The organism is Methylobacterium crusticola (genome assembly GCF_003574465.1).
GTDB classification, from domain to species: Bacteria; Pseudomonadota; Alphaproteobacteria; order Rhizobiales; family Beijerinckiaceae; genus Methylobacterium; species Methylobacterium crusticola.
Map to the genome: position 1 here is coordinate 1 of NZ_QOWC01000112.1, position 20,043 is coordinate 20,043.

The 20,043-nt window shown below is 71.4% G+C and carries 18 protein-coding genes; all 18 read right to left on the reverse strand.

Going from position 1 to position 20,043, the window contains the following annotated elements; genetic code table 11:
* Nucleotides 1–722 (reverse strand): metallophosphoesterase family protein (locus DT057_RS23080; RefSeq protein WP_162501479.1); only part of this gene is annotated, 722 nt, incomplete at its 3' end.
* 85 nt (nucleotides 723–807) lie between these two features.
* Nucleotides 808–1,512 (reverse strand): ABC transporter ATP-binding protein, encoded by a 705-nt coding sequence (locus DT057_RS23085; RefSeq protein ID WP_128564453.1) that lies wholly within the window; start codon nucleotides 1,510–1,512, stop codon nucleotides 808–810.
* A 150-nt stretch (nucleotides 1,513–1,662) separates the two neighbouring features.
* Nucleotides 1,663–2,967 carry a lipoprotein-releasing ABC transporter permease subunit gene (locus tag DT057_RS23090; RefSeq protein WP_128564454.1) on the reverse strand — a complete coding sequence of 435 codons (1,305 nt, stop codon included), beginning with the start codon at nucleotides 2,965–2,967 and terminating at the stop codon, nucleotides 1,663–1,665.
* Between the two features lie 5 nt (nucleotides 2,968–2,972).
* A complete protein-coding gene (proS, locus tag DT057_RS23095) occupies nucleotides 2,973–4,307 on the reverse strand; it encodes a proline--tRNA ligase (protein WP_128564455.1) in 1,335 nt (444 codons plus the stop codon).
* Between the two features lie 530 nt (nucleotides 4,308–4,837).
* On the reverse strand, nucleotides 4,838–5,173 hold the full coding sequence (locus DT057_RS23100) for a DUF1467 family protein (protein ID WP_128564456.1): 336 nt from the start codon (nucleotides 5,171–5,173) through the stop codon (nucleotides 4,838–4,840).
* Nucleotides 5,174–5,178: 5 nt separating this feature from the next.
* A complete protein-coding gene (mce, locus tag DT057_RS23105; protein WP_128564457.1) occupies nucleotides 5,179–5,583 on the reverse strand; it encodes a methylmalonyl-CoA epimerase in 405 nt (134 codons plus the stop codon).
* A gap of 137 nt (nucleotides 5,584–5,720) precedes the next feature.
* The gene (locus tag DT057_RS23110) at nucleotides 5,721–7,394 is read right to left on the reverse strand and encodes a ribonuclease J (RefSeq protein WP_128564458.1); all 1,674 of its coding nucleotides are present in this window, start codon (nucleotides 7,392–7,394) and stop codon (nucleotides 5,721–5,723) included.
* A 270-nt stretch (nucleotides 7,395–7,664) separates the two neighbouring features.
* Nucleotides 7,665–8,465 (reverse strand): biotin--[acetyl-CoA-carboxylase] ligase, encoded by an 801-nt coding sequence (locus tag DT057_RS23115; RefSeq protein ID WP_128564459.1) that lies wholly within the window; start codon nucleotides 8,463–8,465, stop codon nucleotides 7,665–7,667.
* A 7-nt stretch (nucleotides 8,466–8,472) separates the two neighbouring features.
* Complete coding sequence (gene nuoN / locus DT057_RS23120) at nucleotides 8,473–9,918, reverse strand: NADH-quinone oxidoreductase subunit NuoN (RefSeq protein WP_128564460.1); 1,446 nt, start codon at nucleotides 9,916–9,918, stop codon at nucleotides 8,473–8,475.
* A gap of 22 nt (nucleotides 9,919–9,940) precedes the next feature.
* Nucleotides 9,941–11,461 carry an NADH-quinone oxidoreductase subunit M gene (locus DT057_RS23125; RefSeq protein WP_128564461.1) on the reverse strand — a complete coding sequence of 507 codons (1,521 nt, stop codon included), beginning with the start codon at nucleotides 11,459–11,461 and terminating at the stop codon, nucleotides 9,941–9,943.
* Between the two features lie 41 nt (nucleotides 11,462–11,502).
* Nucleotides 11,503–13,620, reverse strand: coding sequence for an NADH-quinone oxidoreductase subunit L (gene nuoL, locus DT057_RS23130; protein WP_128564462.1), 2,118 nt, complete (start codon nucleotides 13,618–13,620; stop codon nucleotides 11,503–11,505).
* 77 nt (nucleotides 13,621–13,697) lie between these two features.
* A complete protein-coding gene (nuoK, locus tag DT057_RS23135) occupies nucleotides 13,698–14,003 on the reverse strand; it encodes an NADH-quinone oxidoreductase subunit NuoK (protein WP_128564463.1) in 306 nt (101 codons plus the stop codon).
* 142 nt (nucleotides 14,004–14,145) lie between these two features.
* Nucleotides 14,146–14,766, reverse strand: a complete 621-nt coding sequence (locus tag DT057_RS23140; protein ID WP_128564464.1) for an NADH-quinone oxidoreductase subunit J — start codon at nucleotides 14,764–14,766, stop codon at nucleotides 14,146–14,148.
* Between the two features lie 161 nt (nucleotides 14,767–14,927).
* Nucleotides 14,928–15,416, reverse strand: coding sequence for an NADH-quinone oxidoreductase subunit NuoI (gene nuoI, locus DT057_RS23145; protein ID WP_128564465.1), 489 nt, complete (start codon nucleotides 15,414–15,416; stop codon nucleotides 14,928–14,930).
* 22 nt (nucleotides 15,417–15,438) lie between these two features.
* Complete coding sequence (gene nuoH / locus DT057_RS23150; protein ID WP_128564466.1) at nucleotides 15,439–16,461, reverse strand: NADH-quinone oxidoreductase subunit NuoH; 1,023 nt, start codon at nucleotides 16,459–16,461, stop codon at nucleotides 15,439–15,441.
* Between the two features lie 13 nt (nucleotides 16,462–16,474).
* Nucleotides 16,475–18,556, reverse strand: a complete 2,082-nt coding sequence (gene nuoG, locus DT057_RS23155) for an NADH-quinone oxidoreductase subunit NuoG (RefSeq protein ID WP_128564467.1) — start codon at nucleotides 18,554–18,556, stop codon at nucleotides 16,475–16,477.
* A gap of 4 nt (nucleotides 18,557–18,560) precedes the next feature.
* Nucleotides 18,561–18,734, reverse strand: coding sequence for a hypothetical protein (locus DT057_RS35580; RefSeq protein ID WP_162501480.1), 174 nt, complete (start codon nucleotides 18,732–18,734; stop codon nucleotides 18,561–18,563).
* A gap of 6 nt (nucleotides 18,735–18,740) precedes the next feature.
* Nucleotides 18,741–20,042, reverse strand: a complete 1,302-nt coding sequence (nuoF, locus tag DT057_RS23160; protein WP_128564468.1) for an NADH-quinone oxidoreductase subunit NuoF — start codon at nucleotides 20,040–20,042, stop codon at nucleotides 18,741–18,743.
* Nucleotide 20,043 lies beyond the last annotated feature (1 nt).

Below are 20,043 nucleotides of genomic sequence, written 5' to 3' on the forward strand. Positions count from 1 at the left end.
GCGAACGGCCGGCCGGCGCGCCCGGCCTCGGCCGCCGGCAGGGCGGCGCTCTCCGGCAGGCCGGCGCCCCGCATCCGGGCCGCCACGGGCCCCGGGTCGCAGGCGAGGCGGACGTGGCTGACCCTGAGGGTGCGCGGCTCCGGGCCCGGCGCGAGCAGGCTGTACCAGGTCGCCGGGGTGCCGTCGCTCGCCGGCATCCCGACCGCGCCGGGGTCGTGCCAGAGGCGGCCCGCGATCACCTGGCTGAACGGCAGGCCGCCGGGCCCGGCCACGATCCCGTCCGCTCCGGCCCGGTCGAGCGCCCGCGCCTTGATCCGGGCGGGGGTCGAGGCGAAGACGGGGCGCTCGGGCGCCTCCGGCGCGCCCACCACCGCGAGGCGCAGGCCGCCGACCGCGACCTCGAGGCGCCGCGGCAGGGCCGCCAGCCAGGCGCGGTCCCCGTCGCCGAGCTGCCCGGGTCCGGCCGGCGCGGGCCCGCTCCGCGCCAGGGCCTCCTCGCCGCCGCCCATCACGACCCGGATGCCGGCGGCGCGCACGCGGGCGATGCAGGCCGCCGGGTCGGGCCCGTGCGCGACGACGTCGCCGAGGCCGATCACGCGGTCGGGCGGGAGGCCGTGGGCGGCCGCCGCCCGCAGCACCGCCTCCGTGGCGGCGAGGTTCGCGAAAGGACCGCCGAAGACCAGGACGGTGCCGTCGGGAGCGGGGGTGAGGGCGTCCGGCATGCCGCCCGACCCTATCCGAACCGGCGGGGGTCGCGACAGGTGGGCAGAGGGCCGCAGCCGCCGGCGCCGCGCGGGGGTCGCGGCGTCAGGCGAGCTGGACGATCAGCCCGTCCCGGATGGTGACCCGCCGGTCCATGCGGGCGGCGAGCTCCAGGTTGTGGGTGGCGATCAGCGCCGCGACGCCGGAGGCCCGCACCAGCGAGACCAGGATGCCGAAGACGTGGCCCGCGGTCTGCGGGTCGAGGTTGCCGGTCGGCTCGTCGGCGAGCAGCAGGCGCGGGCCGTTGGCCACCGCCCGCGCGATGGCGACCCGCTGCTGCTCGCCGCCGGAGAGCTCGGAGGGGCGGTGGGAAAGCCGCTCCTTGAGGCCGAGGAAGGCCAGGAGCTCGGCCGCCCGGGAGCGCGCCTCCGCGGCCGGGAGGCCGCGGATGAGCTGGGGCAGCACCACGTTCTCGAGGGCGGAGAATTCCGGCAGCAGGTGGTGCGCCTGGTAGACGAAGCCCATCTCCTCGCGCCGCATCCGGGTGCGGGCGGCGTCGTCCATCCGCGCGCTGGGCTGGCCGCCGATGTAGACCTCGCCGCCGTCGGGCCGCTCGAGCAGGCCGGCGACGTGGAGCAGGGTCGACTTGCCGGTGCCGGAGGGCGCCACCAGGGCGACGATCTCGCCGGGCCAGATGGCGAGGTCGGCCCCGCGCAGGATGTCGAGGCTGCCCTGCGCCTGCGGGTAGCGGCGCTCGACGCGCGCGAGGAACAGGGCCGGGACCGGCTGCGGCGGCTGGGAGGCGTCCATCCGGGGGTCAGGCGCCCGCCTCGGGCCGGCGGCGGAGCCGCGGCGCGGGCGGGGGGAGCGGGGCGGGATCGGGCAACGGCATCGGGATACTCGGGACGACGCGGGAACGCGGGCCGGCGACCGGGCCCGGACGGTGCGCGGCCACGGCCCTCAGCCGTAGCGCAGGGCCTGGACCGGGTCGAGGCGGGCGGCGCGCCAGGACGGGTACAGGGTCGCGAGCAGCGACAGCACCATCGACATCAGCACCACCGCCATGACCTCGCTCGCGTTGGTCTCGGACGGGATCTCGGACAGGAACCGCACCGTCGGGTCCCAGGCGCCCGGGAACAGCGTGCGCTGGATCGCCGTCAGGTTGGCCGAGAACACGAGGCCGAGGACGAAGCCCGCCAGCGTCCCGACGATGCCGATCGAGGCCCCGGTGATCAGGAAGACCCGCATGATCGCGCCCCGGGTCGCCCCCATGGTGCGCAGGATGGCGATGTCGCTCGACTTGTCCTTCACCAGCATGATCAGGCCCGACACGATGTTGAGCGCGGCCACCAGCACGATCAGCGTCAGGATGATGAACATGACGTTGCGCTCGACCTCGAGCGCCGAGAAGAAGGTGCGGTTGCGCTGGCGCCAGTCGGTGAGGAGCACCGGGCGCTCGGCCGCGAGCTCGAGCGCGCCCCGGGCGTCGCCGACCGCGTCGGCGTTGTCGAGGAAGATCTCGATCACCGAGACGTCGCCATCGCGGTTGAAGAACCCCTGCGCCTCCGACAACGGCATGTACACGAAGGTGGCGTCGAACTCCGACATGCCGACCTCGAACAAAGCCGCCACCGTGTAGCCCTTGATCCGCGGCGCGGTGCCGAACGGCGTCGTCGCGCCCTTGGGGGTGGCGAGCGTGAGGGTGTCGCCGGCCTGGAGGCCGAGGGACTCGGCGAGGCGGCGCCCGACGGCGACGCCGCCGGCGCCGTCGAAGCCCTCCAGCGTGCCGCCCCGCACGGTGTTGGCCACCGCCGGGATTTTTCTCAGGTCCTCGGCCCGCACGCCGCGCACGAGCACGCCCGACCCGCCGTAGGGCGAGGAGGCGAAGGCCTGCCCCTCGACCATCGGCAGCGCCAGCTTCACGCCCGCGACCTTGCCCAGGCGCTCCGACAGGTCGGCGAAGTCGGTGAGCGGCTTGTCGATCGGCGCCACGAAGATGTGGCCGTTGATGCCGACGATCTTCGTCAGCAGCTCCTTGCGGAACCCGTTCATCACCGAGAGCACGATGATGAGCGTCGCGACGCCCAGCATGATGCCGAGGAACGAGAACAGGGCGATGACGGAGACGAAGCCCTCCTTGCGCCGGGTGCGCAGGTAGCGCCCGGCGATCGTCCACTCGAAGGGCGAGAAGGGCGCGGTGCCGCTCCTCGCCGGGTGAGCCCGCCCGCCGACGAGGGGCAGGCGGTCGCGGATCGCGGCGAGCATCCCCCCTACCCCGCCCGGCCCTGGCGCAGCCGCGCCGCGAGGGCGTCCGGCGCCACCGTCTCGCGGGCGCCCGTGGCCCGGCGCTTCAGCTCGACCTTGCCCTCGGCGAGGCCCTTGGGGCCGACGATCACCTGCCAGGGCAGGCCGATCAGGTCGGCGGTGGCGAACTTGCCGCCCGGGCGCTCGTCGCGGTCGTCGTACAGCACCGTGAGGCCGGCCTGCTCCAGATCCGCCTGGATCCGCCCGCAGGCCGCGTCCGTGCCGGAATCGCCGGCCTTGAGGTTGAGGAGGGCGACGTCGAAGGGTGCGACCGCGTCCGGCCAGACGATGCCGGCCTCGTCGTGGCCCGCCTCGATGATGGCGGCGACGAGCCGGCTCGGGCCGATGCCGTAGGAGCCCATGTGGACCGGGCGCTCCTGCCCGTCCGGGCCCGTGACCTTGGCACCCATGGGCTCGGAGTACTTCGTGCCGAAGTAGAAGATGTGGCCGACCTCGATGCCCCGCGCGGCCAGGCGCTCGGCCTCCGGCACGGCCTCGTAGGCGGCCGCGTCGTGCATCTCCGAGGTCGCCGCGTAGCGCGAGGTCCACTGGTCGACGACCGCCTGCAGGCCCGCGACGTCGTCGAAGTCGGTCCCGGCCCCCGGGACCGGCACGTCGAGGTAGGCGCGGTCGCAGAACACCTCGCTCTCGCCGGTCTGGGCCAGGATGATGAACTCGTGGCTGAGGTCGCCGCCGATCGGGCCGGTCTCGGCCCGCATCGGGATCGCCTTCAGGCCGAGGCGCGCGAAGGTGCGCAGGTAGGCCACGAACATCTTGTTGTAGGCGTGCCGGGCGCCGGCCTGGTCGAGGTCGAAGGAGTAGGCGTCCTTCATCAGGAACTCGCGCGAGCGCATGGTGCCGAAGCGGGGCCGCACCTCGTCCCGGAACTTCCACTGGATGTGGTAGAGGTTCTTCGGCAGGTCCTTGTAGGAGCGCACGGCCGAGCGGAAGATCTCCGTGATCATCTCCTCGTTGGTCGGCCCGAACAGCATCTCGCGCTCGTGCCGGTCCCGGATGCGCAGCATCTCCTTGCCGTAGGCGTCGTAGCGGCCCGACTCGCGCCACAGCTCCGCCGACTGGATCGTCGGCATCAGGAGCTCGATCGCGCCCGAGCGGTCCTGCTCGGCCCGCACCACCTCGACGACCCGGTTGAGCACCCGCAGCCCGAGGGGCAGCCAGGCGTAGATGCCGGCCGCTTCCTGCCGGATCATGCCGGCGCGCAGCATCAGGCGATGCGAGACGATCTCGGCTTCCTTCGGCGTCTCGCGCAGAATGGGCAGGAAGTAGCGGCTGAGACGCATGTCGGACCTTGGCCAGTGACGGGACGCCGGGGCGGGGCGCCGGACCGGCGCGCCGCCTTGTGCACACAACAGGGCGAAACCGCAAAACACAAGCGGCTCCCCGGCGGCCCGCGCCCTGACCGGGCGGAGCGTCGCGGGCGCTACAACCCTTAATTGCACAAGCCGGGCTCCTGAACCAGAATGAGCAACGTGTCATCGTGGGCTGGCAGGAAATCGCGGCGATCATGCAAAAAATCGCATCGACCTGCTCCGAAACAGGTGACAATGCGAATTCTTATTCCTATAAGCGGCATCGCGATGACGCGCAGGCGGTCCAACACACGCCGCGCGAAGGTCCGAGTCTCGGGAGGAATGGTCAGCTTCAATGCCCTAAAGGGCGCACAACATATTAAGGGCTGACGAAAACATCTGGAAGCTTTTCAAGCAAGGCTAACAAGCCTTGCTTTTTTATTTGCGTGTCGATCAGGCCGCCGGCGGCACCGCCGCGTTGCTGCCGCGGCGGGGGCCCGCGGCCCTGGGCGTACTGCGCTCTACAGCCCCGCGAGCGGGAAGGCCGCGACCGCCATCAGGAACACCGCGTCGGAGATGAGGGTGGTCCACACCGCCTTGCGGCGCATCTGCGGGCGCGCCGGCGCGCCCGGGTCCTGGCCCGCAATGCGGGCCTCGCTGCCGTCCTCGGCGGCCCGGAACGGCAGCACCGCGAACAGCAGCGTCCACCAGACCACGAAGTAGAGCGCGCCCGCCCCGAACGCCGTGAGGCCGAAGCCCGCGATGGCGATCGCGAGCGGGGGCAGCGTCAGCACGAGGCAGGCGAGCAGCGTGCGCGGGATCGACACGGTGGCGCGGGCGAGCAGGCGGTCGAGCACCGGGATCAGGCCTGCTCCAGCTCGACGAGGGTGCCGAGGAAGTCCTTCGGGTGCAGGAACAGCACGGGCTTGCCGTGGGCCCCGATGCGCGGCTCCCCGCTCCCCAGGATGCGGGCGCCCGCCGCCGCCAGGCGGTCGCGCGCCGCCAGGATGTCGTCGACCTCGTAGCAGACGTGGTGGATGCCCCCGCCCGGGTTGCGCGCCAGGAAGGCCGCGATGGGCGAGTCGGCCCCGAGGGGCTCGAGGAGCTCGATCTTGCTGTTCGGCAGTTCGACGAAGATCACCGTGACGCCGTGCTCGGGCTGCGCCAGGGGCGGCGACAGCGTCGCCCCGAGCGTGTCGCGGTAGACCCGCGCCGCCGCCTCCATGTCCGTCACCGCGATGGCGACATGGTTCAACCGGCCGATCATGATGCCTCCTCCCGCGCGTGCTCGCGTGCCGACGCGAGACGCCTCTCCTACCACGTCGCCCGGCCCGGCGCCGCGGCTTTGCGGGCGGCGGGGCCGGGCGCCCGCGGGACGATGCCCGCGGCGCGCTCGCCGAAGCCTCAGATCTCCACCACCATGACGTGGCAGGCGGGCTTCTTGCCCCAGGCCTCGTTGACGGCCGACCGGATGGCGCGGTCGACCGCGTTCTCGACCGCCTCGGAGTCGCGCCGCTTGCCCCGGGACAGCCCGTCGAGGGTCCGCTCCACGACGTCGCCGACGATGTCGATGATCGACTCGCCCTTGCGGCCGTAGCTCGGCAGGCCCATCAGGTCGATCGAGGGCTCGCCCTTGATGTCGCCGTTGCGGTCGAGCGCGATGGCGATCGAGATGATGCCCGTGGAGGCGAGCTTGCGCCGCTCCGGGATCGCCCGGTCGGCCGCGCCGACGAGGACGTTGCCGTCCTTGTAGATGCGGCCGCTCTTGACGTGCGTGACGATCTCGGGCTCGCCGGGCGCGAGGCGGATGAGGGTGCCGTTGCGGGCCTTCACCACCTGCTCGACGCCCTGCTTGCGGGCGAAGGTGGCGTGCTCGGCGAGGTGCAGCGGCTCGCCGTGGACCGGCACCGCGATGCGGGGCTTGGTCCAGCGGTACATCGCCGCGAGCTCGTCCCGGCGCGGGTGGCCCGAGACGTGGACGAGCTCGGTGCGGTCGGTGACGACCTCGATGCCGGCGTCGATGAGGTCGTTGATGATCGCCCCCACGGCCCGCTCGTTGCCGGGGATCGCCCGCGAGGAGAAGATCACCCGGTCGCCGGGCGAGAGCGCGATCTCGGGGTGCTCGTCGCGGGAGACCCGGGAGAGCGCCGCCCGGGGCTCGCCCTGCGAGCCGGTGAGGAGCGCCACCACCTTCTCGCGCGGCAGGTAGCCGTAGGCCTCGGCGCCCCGGATCGCCGGCAGGCCGTCGAGGTAGCCGCACTCGCGGGCGACGTCGATCACCCGGTCCATGGCCCGGCCGACGGCCACGACCTCGCGGCCGCAGGCCTTGGCGGCCTCCGCCACCGCCCGCATGCGGGCGACGTTCGACGCGAAGGTGGTGACGGCGACCCGGTGGGGGGCGTTGCGGATCAGCTCGGTGAGGTGGGCCGCCACGTCGGCCTCGCTCGGCGAGCGGCCCTCGCGGGTGACGTTGGTGGAGTCGCAGACGATGGCGAGGACCCCCTCCTCGCCCAGGCGCGTGAAGGCCTCCTCGGAGGTGGTGTTGCCGGCCACCGGCGTGTCGTCGAGCTTCCAGTCGCCGGTGTGGAGCACCAGCCCGAGGGCGGTGCGGATGGCGAGCGCGTTCGATTCCGGGATCGAGTGGGCCACCGGCACGTACTCGACCGCGAACGGCCCGAGGTTCAGGCGCCCGTCCGCCGGCACCTCGCGCAGGTCGATCTTGGCCGCGCCGGGCTCGCCCTGGCGGCGGGTCTCGATCAGGTTCTTGGTGAACCTCGTGGCGTAGACCGGCACCTTGAGGCGCGGCCAGAGCTCGCCGAGCGCCCCGATATGGTCCTCGTGCCCGTGGGTGATCAGGATGGCCAGGATGTTGTCCCGCTGCTCCTCGGCGAAGCTCAGGTCCGGGTACATCAGGTCGACCCCCGGCATGTGCTCCTCGCTGGCGAAGCCCATGCCGAGATCGACCATGATCCACTTGCGGCCCTTCGGCGGCCCGAAGCCGTAGAGCGCCGCGTTCATCCCGATCTCGCCGACGCCGCCGAGCGGCACGAAGACGAGTTCGTCTCCCTTGTTCGTCATGGAAGCACTGCCTCACGAGCCGCCGTCGCGGCTCCATTCAAGGAACGGCCTGTCCGCCGTCACGGTCACGGCGCCGTCGTGTCGGGCCGCGGCCGCAAGCGGCGGCCGCGCAGGTCTCTCGGTTCGCGGCGTCCCGCAGGGCCGCGAGTGTCGGTTCGCGGCCCTGCCGAACGGCCGCTCGGCGGCGGCGCCGGGGCGCCCCGCCGGGTCTCGATTCCTCGTCGATGGGGCGGGCCGGGGTCGCCGTCGCGGCGCCGCACCGGCCTCCCCTCACGCCGCCGTGGCGGCCGTTCCGAAATGCACGTCGCCGGCCGCGACCGCGTGCCGGCTGCCGTCCGGCCGCCGGACGAGGAGCCGCCCCGCCTCGTCGATGGTCTCGAACACGCCCTGCACGGCCTGGCTCCCGGTCCGCACGGTCACCGGGCCGCCGAGCCCGGCCGCCGCCGCGAGCCAGGCCTCGCGGATGCGCGGGAAGCCCCGCCCCCCGTCCCAGGTGCGCTCGGCCTCGAGCCAGGTGCCGGTGAGCAGGCGGAAGAGGCCCGGCGCGTCGACCGCCTGGCCCGCGCCCGCGAGCGAGGTCGTCGCGTAGGGCAGCCCGTCGGGGGCCGCCGCGACGTTGACCCCGAAGCCCGCCACCACCACGGGCCCGCGGCCCGGCAGGGTCTCCATCTCGAGCAGGATGCCGGCGAGCTTGGCGCCGCCGAGGAGCACGTCGTTCGGCCACTTGAGGCGGAAATCCGGCCCGGTGCCGTCCGGCGCCGGGCCGCAGGCGCGCCGCAGGGCGCGCTCGAGGGCGAGCCCGGCGACGAAGCCCAGGGTGGCGACGCGCTCCGGACCGGTCCCGGGCGGGACCGGCCAGAGCAGGCTCGCCGCGTGGTTGCCCCGGACCGAGGCCCAGCCCCGCCCGCGGCGCCCGCGGCCCCCGGTCTGGTGGTGGGTGACGACCCAGAGCGGCCCCGTCTCGCCCGCGCGGGCGCGGGCCATGGCCTGCGTGCTCGTCGAGCCGAGGGTGTCGTGAACCTCGATGCGGTATCCCGCGGCCGCGGCCGCGGGGTCGAGCATGAACGCCATGCCGGGTCTAGAACAGCGAGCGGGCGGCGGCCCCGGCGGCGCCGACGAGGGGCGCCGGCAGGAGCCAGAACAGGATGACCACCACGCTCGACAGCCCGAGGACGATGCGGAGCCCAGGCCCCATCGGCTCGTAGGCCTCCTGCGGCTCGTCGAAGTACATCACCTTGACGAGGCGCAGGTAGTAGAACGCGCCGACGACGCTCGTGACGACGCCGATCACCGCGAGGGCGTTGAGGCCCGCCTGGATGGCGGCCGCGAAGACGTAGAACTTGGCGAAGAAGCCGGCCAGGGGCGGGATGCCGGCGAGCGAGAACATCATCATGGCGAGGCAGAAGGCCAGCCACGGATGGGTCCGCGAGAGGCCCGCGAGGTCGTCGATGGTCTCGAACATGCGCCGGCCCCGGCGCAGCGACAGGATGACCGCGAAGGCGCCGAGCGTCATGGCGAGGTAGATCGCCATGTAGATCACGATGCCGCGCACGCCCTCCTGGGTGCCGGCCGCGAGCCCGATCAGCGCGTAGCCGACGTTGCCGATGGACGAGTAGGCCATCAGCCGCTTGAGGCTGCGCTGCCCGATGGCCGCGAAGGAGCCCAGCACCATCGACGCGATGGCGATGAACACGATGATCTGGCGCCACTCGTCGGTCACGCCCGGGAAGGCCCCGATGAACACCCGCACGGCCATCGCCATGGCGGCCATCTTGGGCGCCGAGGCGAAGAAGGCGGTGACGGGCGTCGGCGCGCCCTCGTAGACGTCCGGCGTCCACATGTGGAACGGCACCGCCGCGAGCTTGAACGACACCCCGGCGGCCAGGAACACGATGCCCAGGACCACGCCGAGCCCGGAGCTCTCGCGCAGCGCCGTGACGATGCCCGGGAACGAGACGCTGCCGGTGAAGCCGTAGATCAGCGAGGCGCCGTAGAGCAGCATGCCCGACGAGAGGGCGCCGAGGACGAAGTACTTGAGGCCGGCCTCGGTCGAGCGGAGGTCGTCGCGGTGGAAGGAGGCGATGACGTAGGCCGCGAGGCTCTGGAGCTCCAGGCCCATGTAGAGCGCGATGAGGTCGTTGGCCGAGGCCATGATCAGCATCCCGATCGTCGAGAGCAGGATCAGGATCGGGTACTCGAAGCGGGCGATGCGCTCGCGCTCGAAATGGTCCTTCGCGAGCAGGATCGCGGCGGCCGAGCCGAGGAGCGTCAGCGACTTCATCACCCGGGCGAAGCCGTCCACGATGAAGGCGCCGTTGAGGGTGGTGACCTTGGTCCCCATGGGCTGGCTGACCACCGCGAACAGGGCGAGGATCAGCAGCATCAGGGCGCCGACGCTGACGCCCTCCGCCGAGCGCTCGCCCTTGAAGGCGCCGTAGAGGATCAGCACCAGGACGCCGACCGTGAGGATCAGCTCCGGCATGGCGGGCCCGAGGGCGGGCATAACGATCTGAGCGGCGTTCATCGGGATCACGGAACTCTTCCGATCAGTGCGCGACCGGCAGCGCCGCCGCGGCGGTCTGGGTCGTGGAGAGGGCGGCCCGCATGCCCTGCATCAGCGCCTCGGTCGAGGGCGCGAACACGTCGAGGACGGGGCCGGGATGGAAGCCGTAGTAGAGCGTCAGCACCACGAGCGGGGCCAGGATCACCATCTCGCGGCGGTCGAGGTCGGCGATGGCCTGCAGGTTCGGCTTGTCGAGCTTGCCGTAGATCACCCGAGCGAAGAGCCAGAGCGCGTAGGCCGCCGACAGGATGATGCCGAAGACCGAGAAGAACGACACCATGGGGTTCGCCCGGAAGGCGCCGAGCATCGCCAGGAACTCGCCGACGAAGCCCGAGGTGCCGGGCAGGCCGACATTCGCCATCGTGAACACCATCATGGCGACGGCGTAGAGCGGCATGCGGTGGACGAGGCCGCCGTAGGCGGCGATCTCGCGGGTGTGCATCCGGTCGTAGATCACGCCGACGCACAGGAAGAGCGCGCCCGACACGATGCCGTGCGAGATCATCAGGAACAGCGCGCCCTGGATGCCCTGCTCGGTCATGGTGAACAGGCCGAGGGTCACGAAGCCCATGTGGGCGACGGACGAGTAGGCGATCAGCTTCTTGATGTCGGTCTGCACCAGGGCGACGAGCGAGGTGTAGATGATCGCCACGACCGAGAGCGCGTAGACCAGGGGCGCGAAGGCGTGCGAGGCGTCCGGCAGCATCGGCAGGGAGACCCGGATGAAGCCGTAGCCGCCCATCTTGAGGAGGATGCCGGCCAGGATCACCGAGCCGGCCGTCGGCGCCTCGACGTGGGCGTCGGGGAGCCAGGTGTGGACCGGCCACATCGGCATCTTCACCGCGAAGGAGGCGAAGAAGGCGAGCCACAGCCAGGTCTGCATGTGGGTCGGGAACCGGGTCTGGAGCAGCGTCGGGATGTCGGTCGTGCCGGCCTGCCAGTACATCGCCATGATGGCGAGCAGCATCAGCACCGAGCCGAGCAGCGTGTACAGGAAGAACTTGAACGAGGCGTAGATCCGCCGCTTGCCGCCCCAGATCCCGATGATCAGAAACATCGGGATCAGGCCGGCTTCGAAGAACAGGTAGAACAGCACCAGATCGAGCGACGTGAAGACGCCGATCATCGTGGTCTCGAGCACCAGGAAGGCGACGAAGTACTCCTTCACCCGGGTCTCGATCGAGATCCAGGAGGCGCCGATGCAGAACGGCATCAGGAAGGTGGTGAGGAGTACGAGCGGCATCGAGAAGCCGTCGACGCCGAGCTTGAACCGGATCGTGTCGGTGAGCCAGGCGTGGCTCTCGACGAGCTGGAACGCCGCCGTCGAGGAATCGTAGCGGCTCCAGGCGACGAGGGAGAGCAGGAAGGTCGCGAGCGTGGTGGCGAGCGCGGCCCAGCGCGCGTTCCTGCGCACCGCGCCCTCGTCGCCGCTCAGGGTGAGGATGAAGGCGGCGCCGACGAGCGGCAGGATGAGGAGGCCGGAGATGATCCCGAGGCCGAGCATGGATGACTACTCTCCGGTCGGTGGGCTGGAGACGCGGCGCATCAGTGGGCGGCCGCCGAGACGCCGGTGAAGAGGTACCAGCTCACCAGGGCGGCGACGCCGATCAGCATCACGAAGGCGTAGTGGTAGACGTAGCCGGTCTGGAGCCGGACCACGCCGCGGGTGACGTCCACGACCCGGGCCGCGATGCCGTCGGGGCCGAGCCCGTCGATGACGGTGCCGTCGCCGACCCGCCACAGGAAGGTGCCGAAGCCCTTGGCCGGGCGCACGAAGATCCGGTCGTAGAGCTCGTCGAAGTACCACTTGTTGAGCAGGAAGCGGTACAGGAGCGGCTGGCTCTCGGCGAGCCGGTGCGGCAGCTCGGGCCGGCGGATGTACATCCAGTAGGCGAGCAGGAAGCCGAGCACCAGCATCACGAAGGGCGAGGCCGAGACCCAGCCGGGCGCGTCGTGGATCTCGTGCATGATGTGGTTGTCGGGCCCGTGCGCGAGGGCGCCCTTCCAGAACGCGTCCATGCCCTCGCCGATGAAGCGGTCCTTGAACAGGAGCCCGGCGAAGAGGGCGCCGAGGGCCAGCACCGCGAGCGGCAGGGTCATCACCCGCGGGCTCTCGTGCGGGACGTGGGGGTGCTCGTCGTGGTGCTCGATCGCCGAGCGCGAGGCCGGCTCGACGTCGTGGCCCTTGTCGTCGTGGGCGACGCCTTCGTGGTGGCCCGGGGCGCCGTCGGCCTCGGCGGCGTGCGCGGAGGCCGCGTGCGCGTGGGCCGGAGCCGCGTGGGCGTCATGTCCGCCCGCGTGGGCCTCCTGCCAGCGCGCCGGTCCCTCGAAGGTCATGAAGAACAGGCGCCAGGAGTAGAACGAGGTGAAGAAGGCCGCGATCACAGTGGCCAGGAAGGCCAGGACGTGGCCGGGCCGGCCCGACATGTAGGCCGCCTCGATGATGGCGTCCTTCGAGTAGTAGCCGGCCGTGAACGGGAAGCCGATCAGCGCGAGGGAGCCGACCGCCATCATCAGGCTGGTGAACGGGATGTAGCGGCGCAGGCCGCCCATGTTGCGCATGTCCTGCTCGTGGTGCATCGCGTGGATGACCGAGCCGGCCCCGAGGAACAGCAGCGCCTTGAAGAAGGCGTGCGTGAAGAGGTGGAACACGCCGGCCGCGTAGGCGCCGACGCCGAGGGCGACGAACATGTAGCCGAGCTGCGAGCAGGTCGAGTAGGCGATGACCCGCTTGATGTCGTTCTGCACGAGGCCGATCGTGGCGGCGAAGAAGGCCGTGATGCCGCCGATCACCGTGACCACCGCGAGGGCGTTCGGGGCGGCGTCGAACAGGGGCGAGAGGCGCGCCACCATGAAGACGCCGGCCGTCACCATGGTGGCGGCGTGGATCAGGGCCGAGACCGGGGTCGGGCCCTCCATGGCGTCCGGCAGCCAGGTATGGAGCAGGAACTGCGCCGACTTGCCCATGGCGCCCATGAACAGGAGCAGGCAGCACAGGGTGAGGGCGTTCCAGTCGGTGCCGAGGAAGTGGAAGCCCGCGTCCTTGATCTCCGCCACCTTCGGGAAGATTCCGTCGAAGGCCACGGCGCCGAACAGCACGAAGGTGAGGAAGATCCCGAGCGAGAAGCCGAAATCGCCGACGCGGTTGACGATGAACGCCTTCATGGCGGCGGCATTGGCCGAGGGCTTCTCGTACCAGAAGCCGATCAGCAGGTAGGAGGCGAGGCCGACGCCCTCCCAGCCGAAGAACATCTGCACGAGGTTGTCGGCCGTCACCAGCATCAGCATGGCGAAGGTGAACAGCGACAGGTAGGCGAAGAAGCGCGGCCGGTGCGGGTCCTCGTGCATGTACCCCATCGAGTAGAGGTGCACGAGCGACGAGACGGTGTTGACCACCACCAGCATCACGACCGTGAGGGTGTCGACCCGGAAGGCCCAGTCGACCACGAGGTCGCCCGCCGTGAACCACGTCGCGACCTGCACCCGGGTGGCGCCGTGACCGTGACCGCCCGAGACCTCGAAGAACGCGACCCAGGACAGGAGCGCGACGAAGAACAGGATCCCGGTGGTCACCGCCTCGCTGGCCTTCGGGCCGATGCGGCGGCCGAAGAGCCCGGCGACGAGGGCGCCGATCAGGGGCAGGAAGACGATCGCGTGGTACATGCTCGGGTCCCGGCCTCGCTCGGCGGCTGCCGCTGCGGCTCTGGCGGTGGTGGAAGGGCGGCGGGCGGCGGCGCCGGTCAGCCCTTCATCATGTTGACGTCCTCGACGGCGATCGAGCCGCGGTTGCGGAAGAACACCACCAGGATGGCGAGGCCGATCGCGGCCTCCGCGGCCGCGACGGTCAGCACGAACAGGGCGAAGACCTGCCCGACGATGTCGCCGAGGTGGGTCGAGAACGCCACCAGGTTGATGTTCACGGCGAGCAGGATCAGCTCGATGGACATCAGGATCACGATGATGTTCTTGCGGTTGATGAAGATGCCGAGCACGCCGAGCGTGAACAGGATCGCGGCGACCGTCAGGTAGTGGCTCAAACCGATCATCTGCCTCTCGGCCGCGACGCGGCCGCCCCATTCCCGCGCGCGCCCTCGGCGCGCCTCACGCCCTCGTCGACCCGGACGAGGCGGTCCAGGCGCGCGAGCGCCCGCCCCCGCCGCGCCCCGGTGCCCCCGCGCCCCGCCGCCGTCACACCTCGACGCCCTGGCGCGTCGGCACCTTGCGCAGCTCGACCGCGTCCGCCTGGGTGCGGGCGTTCTGGGTCGCGATGTCCTGGCGCTTGACGCCGGGCCGGTCGCGCAGGGTGAGCACGATGGCGCCGATCATCGCGACCAGCAGGATCAGCCCGGCGACCTGGAAGAAGAAGAAGTAGTTCGTGTACAGCACCAGGCCGAGGGCCTGGGTGTTGGTGACCGTCTCGCCGCCGGGTGCCACCGCGAGGGGCGCCTGCACGAGCCCGGGGTCGATCACCCAGGAGCCGACCACCAGCAGGAGCTCGATCAGGAACACGGCGCCGATCAGCGCGCCGACCGGCAGGTAGTCCTGGAAGCCCTGGCGCAGCTCGGCGAAATCGACGTCGAGCATCATCACCACGAACAGGAACAGCACCGCCACGGCGCCGACGTAGACCACGACCAGGATCATGGCCAGGAACTCCGCCCCCATCAGCACGAACAGGCCGGCGGCGTTCACGAAGGCCAGGATGAGGAAGAGCACCGAGGCGACGGGGTTGCGCGACGCGATCACCATGAAGCCCGAGGCGATGGTGACGCCGGCGAAGAGGTAGAAGAAGGCGGCGGCTGCGGTCATGCGCTGAATTCATGCCGCCTGGCGGCGGCCTCCTGCCCGACCCCCGGAGCATCCCGGCGGCCCGTCTATAGAACCCGCCCCCGCGGTGCACAACCGGGGACTCCGGGATTGGCGAATGGCCGGGCGCGCGGCGGGGGCCGCCCCGCGCCCCGTGCGCGCGCCTACCGGTAGGGCGCGTCCGCCGCGATGTTGCGGGCGATCTCGCGCTCCCAGCGGTCGCCGTTCGCGAGGAGCTTCGCCTTGTCGTACAGCAGCTCCTCCCGGGTCTCCACCGAGAACTCGAAGTTCGGCCCCTCCACGATGGCGTCCACCGGGCAGGCCTCCTGGCACATGCCGCAGTAGATGCACTTCACCATGTCGATGTCGTAGCGGGTGGTGCGGCGCGTGCCGTCGTTGCGGCGCGGGCCCGCCTCGATGGTGATGGCCTGCGCCGGGCAGATCGCCTCGCAGAGCTTGCAGGCGATGCAGCGCTCCTCCCCGTTGGGGTAGCGCCGCAGGGCGTGCTCGCCGCGGAAGCGGGGACCGCGATGGCCCATCTCGAACGGATAGTTGATCGTCGCCTTGGGCTTGAAGAAGTAGCGCATGGCGAGGACGAACCCCGTCACGAACTCCTTCAGCAGCAGGCCGCGGGCGACCTGGTCGAGCTTCATGGCTCGTTCTCCGGGTGAAGGGTCAGGAGACCGGCGCGAGGCCGGTCAGCTTGAGGACGAAGGCCACCACGAACACCATGGCGAGGGAGAGCGGAAGGAACACCTTCCAGCCGAGCCGCATGAGCTGGTCGTAGCGGTAGCGCGGCACCATGGCCTTGACCATGGCGATCATGAAGAACAGGAAGCTGGCCTTCAGGACGAACCAGATCAGCCCGGGGATCCACGTGAAGGGCGCGAACGGGATCGGCGAGAGCCAGCCGCCGAGGAACAGCACCGTGCCGAGCGCGCACATGGTGATGATCGCCACGTATTCGCCGAGCATGAACAGCAGGTACGGGGTGGAGGAGTATTCCACCATGTAGCCGGCCACCAGCTCGGACTCGGCCTCCGGCAGGTCGAAGGGCGGGCGGTTCGTCTCGGCGAGCGCCGAGATGAAGAACACCACGAACATCGGGAACAGCCAGAGCCAGTACCAGCCGAAGAGGCCGAGCGCGGTGTCCTGCGCCCGCACGATCTGCGACAGGTTGAGGGAGCCCGCGCACATCAGCACCGTGATGATGACGAAGCCGAGCGAGACCTCGTAGGACACCATCTGGGCGGCGGACCGGAGCGCGCCCAGGAAGGCGTACTTCGAGTTCGAGGCCCAGCCCCCCATGATCACGCCGTAGACGCCGAGGGACGAGATCGCGAAGATGTAGGTCATGCCGACGTTGATGTCGGCGATGGCCCAACCGTCCGCGAGGGGGATCACCGCCCAGGCGGCGAGCGCGAGGGTCGCGAAGATCAGCGGCGCCAGCAGGAACAGGGCCTTGTTGGCCCCCGCCGGGATCACCGGCTCCTTGAGGACGAACTTCAGGAGGTCGGCGAAGGATTGCAGCAGGCCCCAGGGGCCGACCACGTTGGGGCCGCGCCGCAGCTGCACCGCCGCCCAGATCTTGCGGTCGGCGAGCAGCGCGTAGGCGATGAAGACGAGGAGCGCCGCGAGCAGCACGAAGCTCTTCAGCGCCACGAGGAGGACGGTGCCGAGCACCTCCCAGAACGTCATCGGTCGGGCCTCCTCATTCGGCCGCCTCGAGCGCCCGCCCGCGGGCGAGGCCCGAGCACTCGGCGAGCACCCGCGAGGCGCGGGCGATCGGGTTGGTGAGGTAGAAGTCGACGACCGGGCTGCGGAAGGGCTCGCGCCCGGGCTCGCCGCCCAGCGACGCCAGCGCCGTCAGCGCCGCCGCGGGGTCGCCCGGCGCCACCGCGTCGATGCCCGCGAAGTGCGGGTGGTCGGCGTAGAGCGCCCGGCGCAGGGCCTGGAGCGAGTCGAAGGGCAGGCGCTGGCCCAGGACCTCCGAGAGGGCGCGCAGGATCGCCCAGTCCTCCCGGGCGTCGCCCGGCGGGAAGGCGGAGCGGTTGGCGAGCTGCACCCGCCCCTCCGTGTTGACGTAGGTCGCGGACTTCTCGGTGTAGGCCGCGCCCGGCAGGATCACGTCGGCCCGGTGCGCGCCCCGGTCCCCGTGGGTGCCCTGGTAGATCACGAAGGCGCCGGGACCGACCTCGACCTCGTCGGCCCCGAGGTTGAACAGCACGTCGAGGGCGCCGCCCCGCGTCATCGCGGCGACGTCGAGGCCGCCCTCCCCCGGCACGAAGCCGAGGTCGAGGGCACCGACCCGGGCGGCGGCGGTGTGCAGGATCCCGAGCGCGCTCCAGCCCTCGGCCTTGGCGCCGAGGCCCTGCACCAGCCGGGCGATTGCAGCGAGGAGCGCCGCGCCGTCCGGCCGGGCGAGCGCGCCCTGGCCGACGATGACGAGCGGCCGCTCCGCGCCCCGGAGGGCCTCGGCGAAGCTGTGGCGGCCGGCCGCGACCTCCGCCAGGGTCTCGGGCCCGGCGCCCAGGTAGGTGTGGGGGTAGGTCAGGTCCGCCGCCTCGCCCACCAGCCCGACCGCGAGTGGCGCCATGCGCCAGCGCTTGCGGATGCGGGCGTTGAGGAGCGAGGCCTCGGTGCGCGGGTTGGCGCCGACGATCAGGATGGCGTCCGCCTGCTCGATGCCCGCGATGGTGGGGCCGAACGTGTAGGCGGCCCGGCCCCAGGCCGGATCGAGGACGGCGCCGTCCTGGCGGCAATCGAGGTTCGTCACGCCGAGGGCCGTCATCAGCCGCCTGAGGGCGTAGACCTCCTCCGCCCCGGCGAGGTCGCCCACGATGGCGCCGACGCGCCCGGGCGCGACACCCTTCAGCCGGCCCGCGACGGTCGCGAAGGCCTCGGCCCAGGAGGCCGGGCGCAGGCGGCCATTCTCGCGCAGGTAGGGACGGTCGAGGCGCTGGAGGCGCAGGCCGTCGACGACGTGGCGGGTCTTGTCCGAGATCCACTCCTCGTTGATGGCCTCGTTCACCCGCGGCTCGATCTGCATCACCTCGCGGCCGCGGGTGTCGACGCGGATCGCCGAGCCGACCGCGTCCATCACGTCGACGGACTCGGTCTTGTTCAGCTCCCAGGGCCGGACGTTGTAGGATTGCGGCTTGTGCACGAGGGCGCCGACCGGGCAGAGGTCGGCGACGTTGCCCTGGAGCTCGGAGGCCATGGCCTGCTCGAGGTAGGAGGTGATCTCCATGTCCTCGCCGCGCCCGATGGCGCCGAGGTCCGGCACGCCCGCCACCTCGGCGAGGAAGCGGACGCAGCGCGTGCAGTGGATGCAGCGGTTCATCGCGGTCCGCACCAGCGGCCCGATGTACTTCTCCTCCACGGCGCGCTTGTTCTCGCCGTAGCGGGTCGAGTCGACCCCGTAGGCCATGGCCTGGTCCTGCAGGTCGCAATGGCCGCCCTGGTCGCAGATCGGGCAGTCGAGGGGGTGGTTGATGAGGAGGAACTCCATCACCCCCTCGCGGGCCTTCTTGGTCAGGGCCGACTTCGTCGAGACCGCCGGCGGCTCGCCGTTCGGCCCCGGCCGGCAGTCGCGCACCGCCCAGGCGCAGGAGGCCACGGGCTTGGGCGCCCCCTTCAGCTCCACCAGGCACATGCGGCAATTGCCGGCGATCGACAGGCGCTCGTGGAAGCAGAAGCGCGGGATCTCGGCGCCCGCGGCCTCGCAGGCCTGGAGCAGGGTGTACTCGGGCGGAACGTCGACCTCGGTGCCGTCGACGACGATCTTGGTCATGCGGTCAGCTCTCAGGCGTGGCGGTCGGCGGGTTCGGGGCGGCGCCCGACCCGGTCGAGACGGGTGTGCGGTCGATCGAGGCGGGGCCGGCCGGCAGGGACCTGCCGGCGCCCGCCGGGCGGCCGGCGTCGCGCCGCGGCGAGCCGGACGGCGCCGGGGTGGCGGTCTCCATCAGCATCGGCGCCTACTCCGCCGCCATCGGCACCGGCGTCGGGTGCGGGTTGGCGCTGTAGCGGTCGATGCGCCGCTCGATCTCCGGGCGGAAGTGCCGGATCAGGCCCTGGATCGGCCAGGCCGCGGCGTCGCCGAGGGCGCAGATGGTGTGGCCCTCGATCTGCTTCGTCACGTCGAGCAGCATATCGATCTCGCGCCTCTGCGCGCGCCCCTCCGCCATGCGCAGCATCACGCGCCACATCCACCCGGTGCCCTCCCGGCACGGCGTGCACTGGCCGCAGGATTCGTGCTTGTAGAAGTAGGCGATGCGGGCGATGGCCGCGACCATGTCGGTCGACTTGTCGAACACCATCACGGCGGCGGTGCCGAGGCCGGACTTCAGGTTCTTGAGGGTGTCGAAGTCCATCGGCGCGTCGATGATCTCGGCGGCCGGCACCAGGGGCACGGACGAGCCGCCCGGGATCGAGCACAGGAGGTTGTCCCAGCCGCCGCGCATGCCGCCGCAATGGCGGTCGATCAGCTCCCGGAAGGTGACGCCGAGCTCCTCCTCGACGTTGCACGGCCGGTTGACGTGGCCGGAGATGCAGAAGAGCTTGGTGCCGGTGTTGTTCGGCCGGCCGAGGCCCGCGAACCAGGCTCCGCCGCGGCGCAGGATCGTGCCGGCGACGGCGATCGACTCGACGTTGTTCACCGTCGTCGGGCAGCCGTAGAGCCCCATGTTGGCCGGGAACGGCGGCTTCAGCCGCGGCATCCCCTTCTTGCCCTCGAGGCTCTCGAGGAGGGCCGTCTCCTCACCGCAGATGTAGGCGCCGGCGCCGTGGTGGACGTAGATGTCGAACGGGTAGTCGTGCAGGTTGCCGGCGCCGACGAGGCGGGCCTCGTAGGCCTCGTCCACGGCGCGCTGGAGCGCGATGCGCTCGGCGACGTACTCGCCGCGGATGTAGATGTAGGCCGCGTTCGCCCCCATGGCGAAGCAGGCCAGCATGCAGCCCTCGACCAGGAGGTGCGGATCGTGCCGCATAATCTCCCGGTCCTTGCAGGTGCCGGGCTCCGACTCGTCGGCGTTGACCACGAGGTAGTGCGGCCGGCCGTCCGACTTCTTGGGCATGAACGACCACTTGAGGCCGGTCGGGAAGCCGGCGCCGCCGCGGCCGCGCAGGCCCGACTTCTTCATCTCCTCGATGATCCAGTCGCGGCCCTGCTGGAGCAGGAACTTCGTGCCGTCCCAGGCGCCGCGCTTCCTCGCGGCGTCGAGGCCGGCGGAGTGGAGACCGTAGAGGTTGGTGAAGATCCGATCCTGGTCGGCGAGCATG